At 45.4% G+C, this 16,124-nt stretch carries 9 protein-coding genes; all 9 read left to right on the top strand.

What is annotated here, in order from left to right; all coding sequences use genetic code 11:
• Window positions 1–75: 75 nt before the first annotated feature.
• The 9 genes from BO18_RS17920 to thiI all read left to right on the top strand — a co-directional run bounded on the left by BO18_RS17920 (window position 76) and on the right by thiI (window position 16,110).
• The gene (locus BO18_RS17920; protein WP_034448799.1) at window positions 76–1,212 is read left to right on the top strand and encodes a hypothetical protein; all 1,137 of its coding nucleotides are present in this window, start codon (window positions 76–78) and stop codon (window positions 1,210–1,212) included.
• Between the two features lie 117 nt (window positions 1,213–1,329).
• On the top strand, window positions 1,330–2,181 hold the full coding sequence (locus tag BO18_RS17915) for a TIGR02452 family protein (protein ID WP_034448797.1): 852 nt from the start codon (window positions 1,330–1,332) through the stop codon (window positions 2,179–2,181).
• A 14-nt stretch (window positions 2,182–2,195) separates the two neighbouring features.
• A complete protein-coding gene (locus tag BO18_RS17910; RefSeq protein ID WP_242856592.1) occupies window positions 2,196–2,630 on the top strand; it encodes a GNAT family N-acetyltransferase in 435 nt (144 codons plus the stop codon).
• Between the two features lie 72 nt (window positions 2,631–2,702).
• On the top strand, window positions 2,703–3,965 hold the full coding sequence (locus BO18_RS17905; protein ID WP_034448795.1) for a hypothetical protein: 1,263 nt from the start codon (window positions 2,703–2,705) through the stop codon (window positions 3,963–3,965).
• A 299-nt stretch (window positions 3,966–4,264) separates the two neighbouring features.
• Window positions 4,265–10,918: an N-acetylmuramoyl-L-alanine amidase family protein gene (locus BO18_RS17900; RefSeq protein ID WP_034448794.1), complete on the top strand. Its 6,654-nt coding sequence runs from the start codon at window positions 4,265–4,267 to the stop codon at window positions 10,916–10,918.
• 154 nt (window positions 10,919–11,072) lie between these two features.
• Window positions 11,073–12,494, top strand: coding sequence for a hypothetical protein (locus BO18_RS17895; protein WP_034448792.1), 1,422 nt, complete (start codon window positions 11,073–11,075; stop codon window positions 12,492–12,494).
• Between the two features lie 32 nt (window positions 12,495–12,526).
• Complete coding sequence (locus tag BO18_RS17890; RefSeq protein ID WP_034448791.1) at window positions 12,527–13,621, top strand: GGDEF domain-containing protein; 1,095 nt, start codon at window positions 12,527–12,529, stop codon at window positions 13,619–13,621.
• A gap of 135 nt (window positions 13,622–13,756) precedes the next feature.
• Entirely contained in the window at window positions 13,757–14,896 is a 1,140-nt protein-coding gene (locus BO18_RS17885) for a cysteine desulfurase family protein (RefSeq protein ID WP_051688911.1), read from the top strand.
• An 11-nt stretch (window positions 14,897–14,907) separates the two neighbouring features.
• On the top strand, window positions 14,908–16,110 hold the full coding sequence (thiI, locus tag BO18_RS17880) for a tRNA uracil 4-sulfurtransferase ThiI (RefSeq protein WP_034448790.1): 1,203 nt from the start codon (window positions 14,908–14,910) through the stop codon (window positions 16,108–16,110).
• The last annotated feature ends 14 nt before the right edge of the window (window positions 16,111–16,124 follow it).

The following is a 16,124-nucleotide window of genomic DNA, read 5'->3' as shown; positions in this document are numbered from 1 at the left end:
GATAGTCCTTTTATATGTTGTTTTGCCAATACTCTGTTATAATCAAAGAACTTTTACAAAAAGAGGAGGTCAAATATGGGTTTAAAGAAGATCCTGGCGGTAGTTATGACTGCTGGCATGATAATGAGCTTTATGCCTGCCACGGCTATGGCTGACGGCGGCGGTTGGCGCGGTAACGATAAAGACGGATGGAGTTATTACACGTCTGATACCGAATACGTAAAGAGTGACTGGAAGAAGATCAGCGGCAAGTGGTATTACTTCGATGAATCCGGGATAATGCAGACCGGTTGGGTTTTGATCAAAGGCAAATGGTACTTCTTCGGTAAAGACGGTGCCATGAAGACCGGATGGCTTCAGGACGGCGGTAAGTGGTACTACTTACTCAGCAACGGCGCTGCAGTTACGAATGATTGGAAGATCATCGGCGGCAAGCACTATCATTTCAATAAGAGCGGCGCTATGGAAACCGGAAAGTGGATCGACTGCGGCGAATCGTTTTATTCCCAAATGTCAGGAGCGTCCTATGATGCCGGAGATGTTTTCAGCGAGAATTTCGTAAAGCTGATGAAGGAGTTCAGAGGCGTGCGTAACTGGCGTTATGTCGGTGATGACGGCGCGGCTTATACAGGCTGGCATAAGGTGGACGGTTCCTGGTATTTCTTTGAATACGGAGATTCAAATTCTTCTTTCATCACAATGGGGAATATGGCCTACTATTTCACGTTTGACAGTGATGGCGAACTGTATTATTTCGGAAAAGACGGCAAATATCTGAAGAATGCATGGCGTCAGGGCATCTTTGAAGATGCAAGCGTAGCCTGGTGGTACATGGGTGCTGACGGACGCGTATGCAAGGGCTGGAAGGCCATTGGCGGTAAATGGTATTACTTCGATGAATATGACGGCTCGATGGTAACAGGAGAGCTCCTGTTAGGTGATGTCTGGTACTACTTTAAAGATTCGGGCGAGATGTTGACAGGCTGGTATTCTGTCATGGTCGACGGTGAGAAACGCTGGATCTATGCAAATTCCGACGGTTCGCTTGTCTATGACGACTGGCTCCAGAAGGGGGACAAGTTCTACTACTTTGATGGCCCGTTCATGGTAAGCAACGTGGTAGGTTTCGTGATAGAGGATCTGGAATACGATTTCTATCCCAGCGGAGAATGCGCAAATCCCAATGCGGGCAGACCTATCGCAGTTGGTTAAGATCCTGCAAGATTTGTTTTGACAGAATCGAAATAATTAAGAGACCGAGGCAAAGACTTCGGTCTCTTATTATTTGCTATAATTAAAAATCATATCAGATGTATAGGAGAACCGCATATGGGTTGGAGTGACAGAGACGCAAGGGCGAAAGTCTTTGAAGATACGCGTTTGCATTATATGAATGATGCATCTCTTAAGGACGTTGTGGAAGATTCCGTCCGCGGACAGAAGCTGATACTCGAAAAAGATGCGACCGGATTTGATCATTCGGTTCTTAACGAAAACGATACGAAGATCGTTGTATCTCGTAAAAGATCCTTTGAGGCGGCTTCGGAATACTCAAAGGCGGGACTCAAGACTGCAGTTCATAATTTTGCGTCATCCACGAATCCCGGCGGCGGAGTTGTAACAGGTGCGGGGGCGCAGGAAGAGTGTCTTTGCAGATGCTCGACTCTGTATCCTTGTCTTGATGTTAAGGAAATGTGGGACGGATTCTACAAGCCGCACAGGAAAACGGGTGATCCGCTGCATAACGGGGATATCATTTACACGCCCGGAGTTGTAGTCTTCAAGACGGATACGGCTCTGCCTGAGATGATGCCTGAAAAGGAATGGTACAGCGTTGATGTGATCACATGTGCAGCACCGAATCTGCGATCGGATCCCTCTAACAGGTTCAACCCTTCAGACGGGGCTAAGAGAGCTGAGATTGGCAATGAAGCTCTTAAAGAAATACATGTCCAAAGGCTTAGCAGGATGTTGGAAGTTGCGGTTGTAAAAGGATGTGAGGCGGTTATCCTCGGAGCTTTCGGATGCGGCGCGTTCCGCAATCCTCCTGAAGTTGCTGCGGAAGCCGCTAGGATTGCCGTCGATCAGTACGGAAAGTATTTCAAGGTTATAGAGTTCGCAGTTTACTGCAGTCCGAATGATCTGAGCAACTACAGTGTCTTTAATTCTGTATTCGGGTAAGCCTGGAGGTGTTTGTGGTAGAAGTAATGCGGGGTGAGGCCGAGTGGCAGAGAGCGGGAGCTTATTCGGTCCGTATTCAGGGAATGAACCGTCAGCATCACATTCCGCTCAGGGACGAGTTCGATGAACATGACTGCGACGGAACGAGATACATCATTCTTTTAGATGACGGATATCCCGTGGCGACATGCCGCTTCTATGAAACAGGTGCTGACAGTGTGATACTTGGGCGTCTTGTAGTGCTGCCTGAATACCGCGGTCAGAAGTTAGGGCAGAAGACAGTATTGGAAGCTGAACAGTGGATAAGAGAACTCGGTTACGGAAAGATCATAATTGACAGCCGTTTGAAGGCTATAGGGTTTTATGAAAAACTTGGGTTTGTCCACGGAGACGACAGTGTTATCAAGAGCGGAGATTTCGATTGCGTAAGGATGTATAAACTGCTGTGATCATTGGCGGAGAATACCGTTTTTCGCACTTTGGTATAATGATATAACTCTAGATGCAAGGAGATTTACAGTATGGGGATCAGAAAGTTCTTGGCAACAGGCTTTTCGGCAGCAATGGTGCTCTCGATCGTATCTTCATCCGCAGTTGCGGATACGACCGGCTGGCAGGGAAACTATAAAGACGGATGGCGTTACTACACTTCTGATACCGAATACGTAAAGAAGTCCTGGAAGCTCATCGATAACGAATGGTATTACTTTGACGGAGACGGCTATACTCTCATGGATACATGGGAAGTGATAAACGGCAAGCTCTATCATTTCGGAAAGAACGGCGTTATGGAAACCCACAAATGGATTTCCTGCGGCGATTATCAGTTAGACGAATACTATGATGAATATGTTGAATTAAATCCCGATTACGAAGAGGTAATGGCCGAATATAAGGACAAGAAGATCTGGCGTTTCGTCGGCGATGACGGTGCGGCTTATACGGGCTGGCGGAAAGTCGGTGGCGAATGGTATCACTTCAATGATGAGGACATAACTCTTGTTGATACCGAAGAAGAGTTCCAGGATGCCTATGCCGTTATGACTTACGGGTTCTATTTCGACGAGTCGGAAGAAGCCTGGTACAACTTTGACGGTGACGGTCATTACAGGACGGATGGATGGTATTACGGTCCCGGCGAATACGAATATACCAACTGGTATTATTTCGATGCGGACGGACATGCGCTGTCTGACTGGCAGAAGATAAGGAACAAGTGGTATTTCTTTGAGTCGGACTGTATCGACTTCGCTAAGGGCATCAACGGTCCGGGCTATGCCTGCACGGATGAGATGTATTTTTTCTACGATACATACGATGAGGACGGGTATTCCGTTGACTGGGATATCTATCTTTTCAAAGAAAGCGGCGAGATGGTTACGGGATGGTACAGGTATCACAAAAAGTGGTATTATTCCGCATCCGACGGATCACTTTATAAGGACCGCTGGTTCAAGTACAACAATAACTGGTACTATTTCAACAGGCTCGGTGAGATGGTCGCGTCTGCCGATAATTATGAGATCGGATGCAAAGGCTATGACTTCGATTCGAACGGTGTATGCAAGAATCCTTATGACGGCAGGAAGATCACAGGCTGGTACGAGCGAAAATATGACACCGAACCTTATTTCTGGTATGAGGACGGATATGCCTGGAGCTATATCGACCGTAACGGCAAGAAGGTATGCGGTGTCGAAGACTACGTGATCGGCGGCAAGGCTTACGATTTTGACACTCTCGGCATCTGCAAGAATCCTTTCAGCGGAAGAGTACCGGAATAAGCGTTTTGCCTCCATTTAGTGTCGCAGATTATTTTCTCCCTATAATGCACGCTCTTAACAACTGGATTCTTAGTGGTTTGTGAGAGATTAATGTTAGCTGTGAATAGTTTCGAGCGGACAACTTACTTTTTGTTCAATATCGTTCTTAAGCCTGTCTGACAAATAGGATTATTATTGAAATAAAGTGTTACAAAAATCAAAATTTTCTTCTTTCTTGTAATGATAATGACATATTGCTGATAAAATCATCTGTATATATTCCTTAAACAATCTATCGCACGAATGCAAAGGAGGTCTCTATGAGTTACAAATTCAAGCATTCATTTGCAGCGGCCTTAGCGGTCGTTCTTGTCGTCGGCTTTTTGCCGATCAACGCGTTGGTGGTCAGAGCTGACGAAAACGATGTTTATTACATTTATACAGACGAAACCACCTATGAGACTGGCATCGCAAAAGAGATACCGGATAATGCTTATAAAACCGGAGTGTTTGTAAACGGCGGTTCATATGATCTTCAGGATGATGATTATACTGTTTGGGTTAATAAAGGTACCGTTTATACAACTACCGACGATATTTTATTCGGTAGTCATAATTTCCGTATTTCTGATAGCGGTAAAGTAGCATCTGACGAATTGGAAGTAACCAGTCGTGAAGGTTATTGCCCGGAGTATACCGGAGATATTGATTATGAAACTATAGATGATTATTTTTATAATCAGAGCAGGAGCAACATCTATACTTTTATCTCCGATTATCGCTATTCGACATATTATCGTTTTACTTATGATGAAATCGTGATTCCAGAGGATGTTACGTTAACCATCGGATCTTACGAGGAAGATGGACGAATTGAAGGTACATATCTTTGTGTTCTTTTCATGCACGTCTATGGAACCCTTGAGATCGAAGGCGTTACCGATGGAATGGGAAGTTTAAATATTGTTGATATAGGCGATCATGCCGGCGGAGAAATTGGTCCTAACGGCAAGATCATCGGCGGAGACGGAGCTTGTATCGATCTTTCTTTGAATTCAAATAACTTTGCGGGGCTCACTGTATATTATTCTGATTATAATGATGATCTCGTTGAGATCCCTACCGAGGAAGTCGAGCGGCCTGTAATCTATGATTCCATCCGCGATAAGTGGATCGTTTCTAATATGTATGATGCTTCAGGATTTTTTAAAGCGCAATATAAGTTCTTTGAAGGTGGCGCATTCCTGAATGCTAATGGCAAAGATATCTATGATTCAACATATTATTCATATGATGCGGAGGAAGAAATCGATTTTGTTGTTACGGTTCCTGAGCAAAGAGCGGGAGAGACTCCTGAAGTTAAGATTATCAGTAATAATGGTCGTACGAGTGAGTATCCTGAACTTACAGGAAACGGTTCGGAATATACTTTCAGTTATACTCCAGATTATCCATACGGATTTACTGTCCGCATCAATTGGTGTGAGTTTGATACTTTAAGTTCCGATGATAACAGTTTTTGTTTAGATATAGAGGGTAAAGGTTCAATAAATTATGACGTTGCTCCGTCAGGAGAGGTCTATGTTGAACCCCACAACGATGATCATACAAGATACAGGATCGACAAGGCTTGTCTTGAAGACGGCGTTGTTATCACCGTTACTCCTGATGAAGGTCATGAAATTGCTGAAATTATGTTTGATTTCAACCATTATGACTTGGATGAAGCTTTTGAATATATTGACGGTATCGATGAAGTCGACGGCGGAATTGCGATTACTCTGAATAATGATAATTACTATGGCAGCTGGCTCTATATGTCGTTCACGGCTGACGATGGTATGCCGGATGATCCGGGTTATGGACCGGGAGCCTGCGAGTATTCAGTTGAATATAATACTATGTATGTTAATGATGAGGAGCAGGGTTCTGTTGAAGTCAACGGCGTGACAGTTGACAGTTTTGATTATGGTGGTTGCTGTCAAAGTTTTACGGTTGGAGAACCATTGGTTTTCTCTCTTCATGCACCTGAAACACGGCAGGGTGTTGATAGAGTAGTAAGGATCTTCGACAATCATGGCACTTATTTGTCAACTGATGCTGAAGGCAGCGATAAGCTCATTATTGAGAATGACGAGTTCGTTTTTACACCAACTTCAAATTACGGGTTCAGGGTTCAGATAGAATGGAGTGCTTATGATGCTGTCTGGCCCAACGACAAACAGATCTGGTTTGGCACAAAAGTAATAGGCAATGGATCTGTCACGGTCGAGAAGAGTACCGTTGTAGAAACGGATCCATATTATGAAAACCGGCAAAGGATACTGGTTCCGAGTTCGGTTATCAGTGAAGATGGTGCGGTTTATGTTTCTTTCATTCCCGAAAAGAATTGTGAGCTCAAATCAGTTACTGTTGAAGGAAATGTGCTCGTTCCTAGGGGATCTGATGCTGATTATTTTCATTGTTATTTGGAAGATGATCAGCGTTTTGAGTACGTCGATGGTATTTGGACATTCAAGGTGACTGAATTCGATGAGTTTGATAATTTGTATCACATTACGGCTGAATTCGGAAGAGACGGCAATCCTTTAGACGGAGAATTCAGATTGGTCTATCCCCAGCCGTGGAATGGTGAGGATGCTCCTCATGTTGTGGTTAATGGCACGAGATATAACAACGATTCATATGTAAATTTTAACGCCGGAGATAAATTGGAGTTTGTTATCAATGCGACTGAGGATCTGAACGGTGTTGAGCGTGTGGTAAACATTGTTTCCGGTGGTGAGACTGTTTATTCGACTTCAGGAGAAGGCGATAAGAAACTTGTTGTTTCAAATGACAGATTCTCGTTCACTCCCGAAAACGATGACGGTTTTATCGTTTATGTCTATTGGTGTGAATATTATGTTCTGACTCCTCAGGCTGACAGTGTCAATATCATCACAGATTACAGCGGCAAAGGTAATGTCAATATCTCCGAAAACGGATCGGAGATGATATATCCTTCAAGTCGCAGCCTCCGTAAGATAGTGGTTCCTGCATCTGTTCTTGACGATGACGGATATATTGATGTTTCGTTTGAGCCGGCAGAAACTTATGTCTTGCAATATGTTTTTATTAACGACAAAGAGTATATTCCGGAAAATTCAGATGATAACAGTTATGCCACATTGATGTCAGAGACTCCCGGATTCATATTGGCTGACGGAATTTGGTCATACAGGATCACGGAAGATATCGATAACGACAAGTGGATCGAAATATATGCATCATTCGGCAAGCCGGATCATCCGGAAGACGGTCAGTTCCAGATTCATTATCCTCAGCGTTGGGATGACGGTTCTGCTGTTGATCCTTATGTTGAAGTGAATTCCATTGTTGTTGAAGACGGTGATGTCCTTGATATCGTTCCCGGACAGGAATATGTATTTAAGCTGTATGCACCCGAGTCAAGAAAAGGTCTTGACCGGGTTGTTAAGATCTTCTCTGACGAAGGCGTTATCTGCTCTACAGACGGAGTCGGTGATAAAAATCTTACAGTTACAAATGATCAGTTCTGCTACACGCCTGACTCAGTTAAACCGTTTACAGTCATGATCGACTGGTGCGAGTTTGATGTGGCTGAGCCCGGTGATGATCAGTTTATGTTATCAACATATGTTGAAGGCGGTCACGGAAGCATCGGTGTCTCGTCCTATGATATAGACCTGCCCGAACCTGCAGGCGGACATTCTCATAAGTATTATGTTAAGTCTTCAGAATTAGATGGAGACGGTGAAGTTATAGTCTCGTTTATTCCTGATAAAGGATATGAACTTGCTGCAGTTTACATTACTTATAAGTATCAGTATTGGGGTCAAACAGATGTTTATGCTGTAGAAGATTCTGACGAATACCATTATGCTGATGGCCTTATTGCTGATAATCCTGATTTCGAGTTTACAGACGGCATATGGGTATTTAAGTTCTCGGAATTCCCGGATGGAGCTGTAAATAAATATATCAGTTTCAGTGCGTATTATAAGAAATCCAATGCTCAGTCAACGGAACCGCAGTTTGATTTGAGTGCTGACACTTTTGGTCCGGATGGTTCACCCGAGTGTTCTATCATCATAAACAGCAGTTGCTATGATGGTTACCGGATCACAGATAATAATACCGTTTTGGACTATAGTGCCGGTGATGAGATATCCTTTATTCTTGTTCCGCCAACAGATAGACAGATAGATGGTCTTGTGCCGATCGTTAATATCTATAAGGGTAATTCCTGCCTGTCTTCAGCGAACGGCGACATAGAGATAGTGAAAGCAGCCGGTGAGGATTACAAATTTACTTTCAGTTACACTCCTGAAGATGAAGACGGATTCCGTATGGAGATCTTCTGGAGCGAATACGATATTCTGACAAAGAATCAAGACGGATTCCTGCTTCAGATAAGTGCAAATTACACCAGAGCTGACTATTACGTTATGACTCCTCCGGAAAAGTCAGCTCTTAATCCTGACCGTTTGCACGAGTTAGCTTGTTTATATAACAAGGATAATATTTCCGGAGACGGAATAAAGATCGAGCTGAATTCGGATTACCGACCTGTTGAAAGTGTTGTGATAACTACAGGTAAAGACCGTAAGACTTATTTTAATGACAGCTATTCCACTTCCGGCAGTCTCTGTTTCTCGGATCTCGATTGGTTTGATGTAGACGGTGACGGCATCGTTACTCTTACCATACCTAAAGATGCTTGTGGATCTTCACTTTCTGTCAGGATCAATTACATCATGAGCGGTCCGGGCGATTATGACAGGCCGAGGAGAGGTGAGTATATCGTTGATTGTTATCAATTGGAAGAAGCTTGTTTGGAGGTCAACGGTGTTCGTATTACTGAACATAAATATCTGAATTTTACTGCAGGTGAAGCATTGAGCTTCAAGTTCAACGTGCCTGAAGGCAGACAGGATTATAAGCAGTATGTAAGGATAATCGACGGCAAAGGTGATACGGTAAAGCTCTATGTTCTTGATAGCGGGGAATTCACTTACACACCTGAATCTGAACGCGGATTTAAAGTTCAGATTAGATGGAGTGAATTTGAAGACTTGAATTGGCCGGGTGACGGACAGTTCCTGGTATGGGCCGAATCAGACGGATCAGGTTCTGTTGCTATATCTGATGATGCGCGCAGCCTGGTAAATCCCACTAATGAGAACTCGATCAAATATCTTGTTCCTGTTACGGCTGTTGACAATGAGCCTGTAGTAATCTCGTTTGTTCCGGATACCGGTTATAAGCTGAAAGCCGTTACATTCACCAGATGTGATGACGATTTTACTCCTGTAGTTTATGTGCCAGAGGTAACTTCTGATTACAATTACTATAAACTCATGTCAGATAATGCTGCTTTTGAGTTTGTTGACGGAATCTGGACGTATAAGATTTCCAAAGACACAAACGGCTTGGACGGAGCGAGATTTGATTTCTATGCAGAATTCACCGAGGCTGAATACTCAGTCACGTTGAGTACTGATATCGAGCATTGTGAAGCAACGCTCTCGACTGACAGCGCCGGTTATTGTGATGAGATTACCGTAAATGTCATTGCTGACACCGGTTATGAGTTCGATTACATTACGGTTAACGGAGAAGTCATCAAGGATACGAAGTTCACGATGCCCGATTCTGATGTCGTCGTAAATGTTTTCTGCAAGAAGATCGGCTACACGGTTACTGTTGAGGATTCCACCGGCGGTTCGGCAACGGTTTCGTCCGCTACTGCTGCAGCAGGTGAAAAGGTAACCGTCACTGCAACACCTGATGAAGGATATGCATTCGATTACATCACGATCAACGGAGAAAAGGCTGATGGTCTTGAGTTTACGATGCCGACAGGCAATGTAACTGTAGGCGTATTCTTTAAGAAAGCAGTATACACGATCACTATGAGCGATGACCTTAAGAACTGTGATGCCACAGCTTCTGTGAACAGTGCCAACATGGGTGACAAGATCACCATTACGGTCGATCCTGTCGAAGGTTACGAGTTCCAGTACATTACTGTAAACGGTGCGGCTATCCGTGATACTGAATTTACGATGCCTGCAGAAGATGTTGTCGTAAACGTTTACTGCATAAAGATCGATTACAAGATCACGGCAGCTGAAACTGTTAACGGTACCGTAAGTGTCACCGCAACGGCTAATGCCGGTGATGTTGTTACGATCACTGCGACACCTGCTGAAGGTTATGAGATCGACAGCATTACGGTCAAGGGCGCAGGCGATACCGTTATCACTGTTAATGGAAATGAGTTCGAGATGCCTGCTTCAGACGTAACTGTTACTGTTACATTCAAGAAGGTTGTTGTTGCCAAGAACGGATGGGTACTTGAAGACGGTAATTACTACTATTACGAGAATGGTAATATGAAGACCGGCTGGATAAAGGACGGCAAGTGGTATTATCTCGATCCTGCTACCGGCATCATGGCTAAGAGATGGGTACAGGTAGGCAGCAAGTGGTATTACTTCGAGAATTCCGGCGCTATGGTAACAGGCTGGAAGTCAATAGGCGGCAAGTGGTATTACTTCGACAGCAACGGTGCTATGGTAACCGGTTGGAAGACCATCGGCGGAACATGGTATCTGTTCGACAGCAACGGCGGTATGGTAACCGGCTGGAAGGCTTCTGGCGGCAAGTGGTATTACTTCGAAGGTTCCGGTGCGATGGTAACAGGCTGGAAGTCCATTGGCGGCAAGTGGTACTATTTCGAAGGCTCCGGCGCTATGAAGACAGGCTGGCTCAAGTCGGGCAATTACTGGTATTACCTTGATACCAGCGGTGCCATGGTAACGGGTTGGAAACTGCTTTCAGGCAAGTGGTACTATATGGAGTCTTCTGGTGTAATGGTCACCGGATCCAAGAAGATAGGCGGTAAGACATACGAATTCGATTCGAGCGGAGTCTGCCTTAATCCGTAACCGAAGGTATTATCGTGTAGAAGTTTAAACACGGGGGCTGTCTCAAAATGAGGCAGCCCATCGTTCTTTCTAAAACAATCTTTACACGCAATTAATGATTTATGGCTCTTCGAGTAATACAATTAAAGAATACAGGACTGCCGGAGGTGCATTTATGTTTTTCAGGAAGATGCTTGCAACAGTCATGACAGCCGGTTTGATGTTGTCATTTGTTCCTTCAACGGCTTTGGCTGCCACAACGGGCTGGCAGGGCGACAGTGCATCCGGCTGGCGTTATTACACATCCGAAAGCGAGTATATCAAGAACGACTGGAAGTCCGTAGGCGGCAAGTGGTATTACTTTGATGCTTCGGGCTACATGGTAACCGGCTGGGTCAAGGTTGGCAGCCAGTGGTATTACATGGACAAGAACGGTGCCATGAAGACCGGCTGGCTCAAAGACGGGAATGCATGGTATTACTTAAAATCCAACGGAGCGGCTCTGCAGAACGCATGGGAATTCATCGGCGGAAAGCTCTATCACTTTAACAGTTCTGGAGCCATGGAGACAAATAAGTGGATCGACTGCGGTGAATCCAGGTGGTCGACTGATGCAAAGAACTATACCGCAAAAGACGGCGGATCCAAATCTTATAATGAGACTGTTGCAAAGATACTGTCCGAATATAAGGATTCCAGAAACTGGCGTTATGTAGGCGCAGACGGGGCTGCGTATACCGGCTGGAAAAAAGTAGGCGGGCAATGGTATTACTTCCGCCGGGATAATGACGGTACGTCACTTAATGCCGAAACGCCTGCCGATTATTTCGGCGTTATGTGTTACGGCTGGCTTTACGAGGATTTTGATCCTGATAAATATTACTCCATGAGTGCATATAACTTTGATGCTAACGGAAAATACAGGACTAACTGCTGGTATCAGGGTACGCTTTTCGGCATGCCGAGATGGTACTATTTCGGCTCCGACGGTAAAGCTTATATGGGCTGGAAGAAGATCAACAATAAGTGGTACTACTTTTCCGAAATGGATAAATATATGTGGACCGGTCTGATCACGTTCTCAAAAGGCGAAAAAGATAAAGACGGTTATCAGGATTATGATGCATATTATTTTAAAGAAAGCGGCGAAATGGCGACATCAGGCTGGGTCGGGGGAGACGCTTTGTCGGGTTATAACACCTGGTATTACGCAAGATCCGACGGAAGACTTTATGCAAATGAGTGGTTCCGAGCCGGCGGTGTCTGGTACTTTGCAGGAGGCGAGAACGGCATCCTCATGAACGTTACAGATTATCTTATCGGCAACAGGTTCTATGATTTTGATGAGAACGGCGCATGTCTCAATCCATACGACGGAAAGACCGTAACGGGATGGTATAAGGATGCGTACCATAAGTCAGGCCGTTATGATGAGAAGGGCGGCAACTGGTATTATTTCGATGCCGACGGGAACAAGATCTGTGATGTGAGTGATTACATCATCGACGGCAAGGGCTATGATTTCGATACGCACGGCATATGCAAGAATTACAGAAAACCGTATATTCACGATAATGAACTGGACATAGACAACTGAACCACCTCTGACGGAAACGGGAGAAGCAGCTGATGACGACGAGTGAGTTTTTGAGCGATAACTTTGTAATGATCTACGAGATAGGCGGGCTCGTGATCCTGCTTCTCGTGGGCGCTCATATCTCGCTTTATATGAAGAGGAAAACCCTTGTTGCCATAGGGCTGCTCGTGACTGAAACAATATGTTATCTGACTGAGAGATGGACGCAGACCTATAGCGAGCTCAGCATTTTAAGACCGATGCTCACGGCCACGCTCTACTCGATCTATCCGCTGATAATTATAGTGATGATGCTCGTCACCACCACCGAGATGGACAGGAAACGTTTCTGGCTGCTGATGATACCGGAACTTGTCTGCATTCCTGTTTTTTATACATCACAATGGACGCATATAGTCTTCTATTTCATCAATCCGAACAATTATCAGGGCGGACCGCTCAGCTATCTGCCTTATGCGCTGTTTACCTTGTATGTAGTCATATTCCTCATCCATAATTTTATCTATCTGAGGCACACATCGAGGATCAACAGGACTATCGTCGCGTATATCACGATCGGTCCGCTTGTTGGGGCTTTTGCCATCATGATCTTGGGCATAGATAAGGATTACTGTGCGCTTTTCACTTCGGGATTCCTGCTTTACTTCGCATATCTTTACATCCACATGGCCAAGGTCGATCCGCTGACGAGCCTGTACAACAGACAGAGCTACTATCAGGATATCGAAGTCAACGCGCGTTACATTACGTGTGTCGTCTCCGTGGATATGAACGACCTTAAGTATCTCAATGACAATTTCGGTCATCAGGCCGGTGACGTGGCATTAAAGACGGTTGCTCAGATATTAAGGGGCAACTGCGGACGCAATGCGACTGTCTACCGTGTAGGCGGTGATGAGTTCATGATCTTCTACACGGGGAGCACTGAAGAGACCGTCAAAAAGGACCTGGCTGCGATGAAGGCCGCGATGGACAAGACGGAATATGTCTGCGCCTACGGATATGCCATGGTCGACAAGGGCAGGGCGATACCTGATGCCATCAGGATTTCCGATCAGCGCATGTACGACAACAAGGCTGAGCTCAAGAAGATCAGGAATCTGAATGCCACGGGATTAAGGGGATAATACTTCAGTTCAGGCAGATCCTTTAGTGATATTTTAGTGGTTTTGTTTTTATTTCTCGGTTGCGTTAAAGTCCCGATAATATATAATACTGTCGTCAATTTGTGCTATTCATGCCGAAAAAGCGAAAGGCTGCTCATGATCTATTTCGATAACAGTGCCACAACATTTGTCTCTGATGCCGTAAAGGCAAAGATCAGTGAACTCATGGAGGATCAATTGTCCGCCAATCCAGGTGCGCTTCATAAGCTCGGGAACAGGGCGTTCGAACTTTACGAGGGCATCAGAAAAGAGACTGCAGGACTCCTTGGTGCCAAACCCGAGGAGATATTCTTCACGTCATGCGCTACTGAAAGCGCCAACACTGCCATCAAGGGATATATGAGCCGCAACAAACGTGCGGGGAATGCCGTAATATCCACAAGAACCGAGCATAAGGCGACTTTAGAGTGCCTGGAGTATCTGGCTAAGCTCGGATACGAGATAAGATATGTTAAGGTCGGTCTCGACGGGAAACCGGTTATGGCAAGCCTTGAAGAGGAACTCGGAAAGGGAGACGTCGCACTCGCGTGCTTTACACTGGTCAATAACGAGACTGGAGCAGTGCTTCCTTTCGCAGACATAGCAAAGAAGATAAAGATTATGTCTCCTTCGACTGCGATCTATCTCGACTGCGTTCAGGCATTGGGTAAGATGCAGATAGATCTTGCATCCATGGGGGCTGACATGTGTTCTTTCTCCGGACACAAGATACATTCCGTAAAGGGTAACGGTGTTCTCTACGTCCGCAAGGGCGTAAGGATAGATCCGCTTATCGTTGGCGGAGGACAGCAGGACGGCATGCGTTCGGGAACCCAGAGTCCCGTGCTCGCCGGAGCTTTCCTTGAGGCATTAAAGGAAGTTTCTTCGGAGATAGACGAAGCCCGCGAAGAAGTAGCCTTGATAAACAATTATCTGAGGAAGGAACTGGCAGCAAGAGGTGCACAGATCCTTTCTCCCGATGATGCGCTGCCTTATGTGCTCAATGTGTCTTTCAGAGGTTTTGAATCCGAGACTATGCTGCATTGCCTTGAGATCTACGATATATATGTATCCACGGTCTCTGCGTGCTCGGCTAAGCAGAAGAAGGTTTCCTACGTGCTTCTCGAGATGGGCATTGACCGCAAGACGGCGGCAAACGCGGTAAGGTTAAGCTTTTCCAGACATAACACGATGGATGAGGCTTATGAATTCATCAGGCACGTTGATGAGATCTACGAGCAATTTCTGATCAAGTGAGGGAATAAGATATGGCAAATGTTCTTCTTGCAAGAATGGGTGAGGTAACGCTTAAGGGTCTTAACAGGGGTTCTTTTGAGATACAGCTCAAGATGAATCTCAAGTACAGGCTCAAGAGATTCGGCAATCTGAAGATCTATCAGAGCCAGAGCAGAATCTGGATCGAGCCCAAGGAAGAGGATAATCCGAACTTCAGGAGCATGGCGGATGCAGAGGATATCATGAAAGCTGTCTGCCAGGTTTTCGGCATCGTCTCCGTAAGTCTCGCAAGGAAATTTGAAGGTGACTTTGAATCGATAAAGGAGAATGCCGTTTCCTGCGTAAAAGAACTCCTGGAGCAGAATCCGGGATATCAGACTTTCAAGGTTGAGAGCAAGCGCGGAAACAAGACGTTCCCGATGACTTCGCCCGAGATCTGCGACGAGCTCGGCGGATATCTGCTCGATACATTCCCGGAACTCAAAGTAAAAGTAAAGAATCCTGATTTCATTGTCAACGTTGAGATCAGAGAGTCCAACTATATCTATTCAGGCAAGATGATGGCTCACAGAGGCCTTCCGGTCGGTACATGCGCAAAGGGAATGCTCCTTTTGTCAGGCGGCATCGACAGCCCTGTTGCAGGCTTTATGATGGCTTCCCGCGGTATGCCTTTGGACGCCGTTTATTTCCATTCATATCCTTACACGAGCGACCTTGCCAAGCAGAAGGTAATAGATCTCGCGAAGATCGTTTCTGGATATTCGGGACGCATGACGCTTCATGTCGTAAACTTCACGCAGATCCAGCTCGATCTTTATAAGCAATCGCCGCAGGACATGCTCACGGTCACGATGAGGCGTGTAATGCTCCAGATTGCTGAGCGCCTTGCCCTTAAATATGACTGCAAGTGCCTCATAACCGGCGAGAGTCTGGGTCAGGTGGCATCACAGACCATGGAAGCCATTGCGGCCACAAATGAGGTCGTCAAGATGCCGATCCTGCGTCCCCTCATCGGCATGGACAAGCAGGCAACCTGTGATATCTCGAGAGATATCGGCGCTTTTGAGACATCTATACTGCCGTATGAGGATTGCTGCACTGTTTTTGTTGCAAAACATCCAAAGACACACCCTCATCCCGAGGATATAATCGAAGCAGAAAAAGACCTTGATATCGAAGATCTTGTCGAGAGAGGCGTTTTAGGCACCGAAGACATCGTCATCGATCCGTTCTGATATTGCAGCATCTT

The sequence above is a fragment of the Butyrivibrio sp. AE2032 genome, from assembly GCF_000702965.1.
This window is presented reverse-complemented; position numbering and strand designations above follow the sequence as displayed.

Bases quoted from the DNA above. Each gene is read 5' to 3' on its own strand.
- BO18_RS17885 (WP_051688911.1), top strand. From the start codon at position 13,757: ATGATCTATTTCGATAACAGTGCCACAACATTTGTCTCTGATGCCGTA.
- BO18_RS17895 (WP_034448792.1), top strand. From the start codon at position 11,073: ATGTTTTTCAGGAAGATGCTTGCAACAGTCATGACAGCCGGTTTGATG.
- BO18_RS17920 (WP_034448799.1), top strand. From the start codon at position 76: ATGGGTTTAAAGAAGATCCTGGCGGTAGTTATGACTGCTGGCATGATA.
- BO18_RS17915 (WP_034448797.1), top strand. From the start codon at position 1,330: ATGGGTTGGAGTGACAGAGACGCAAGGGCGAAAGTCTTTGAAGATACG.
- BO18_RS17900 (WP_034448794.1), top strand. From the start codon at position 4,265: ATGAGTTACAAATTCAAGCATTCATTTGCAGCGGCCTTAGCGGTCGTT.
- BO18_RS17890 (WP_034448791.1), top strand. From the start codon at position 12,527: ATGACGACGAGTGAGTTTTTGAGCGATAACTTTGTAATGATCTACGAG.
- BO18_RS17905 (WP_034448795.1), top strand. From the start codon at position 2,703: ATGGGGATCAGAAAGTTCTTGGCAACAGGCTTTTCGGCAGCAATGGTG.
- thiI (WP_034448790.1), top strand. From the start codon at position 14,908: ATGGCAAATGTTCTTCTTGCAAGAATGGGTGAGGTAACGCTTAAGGGT.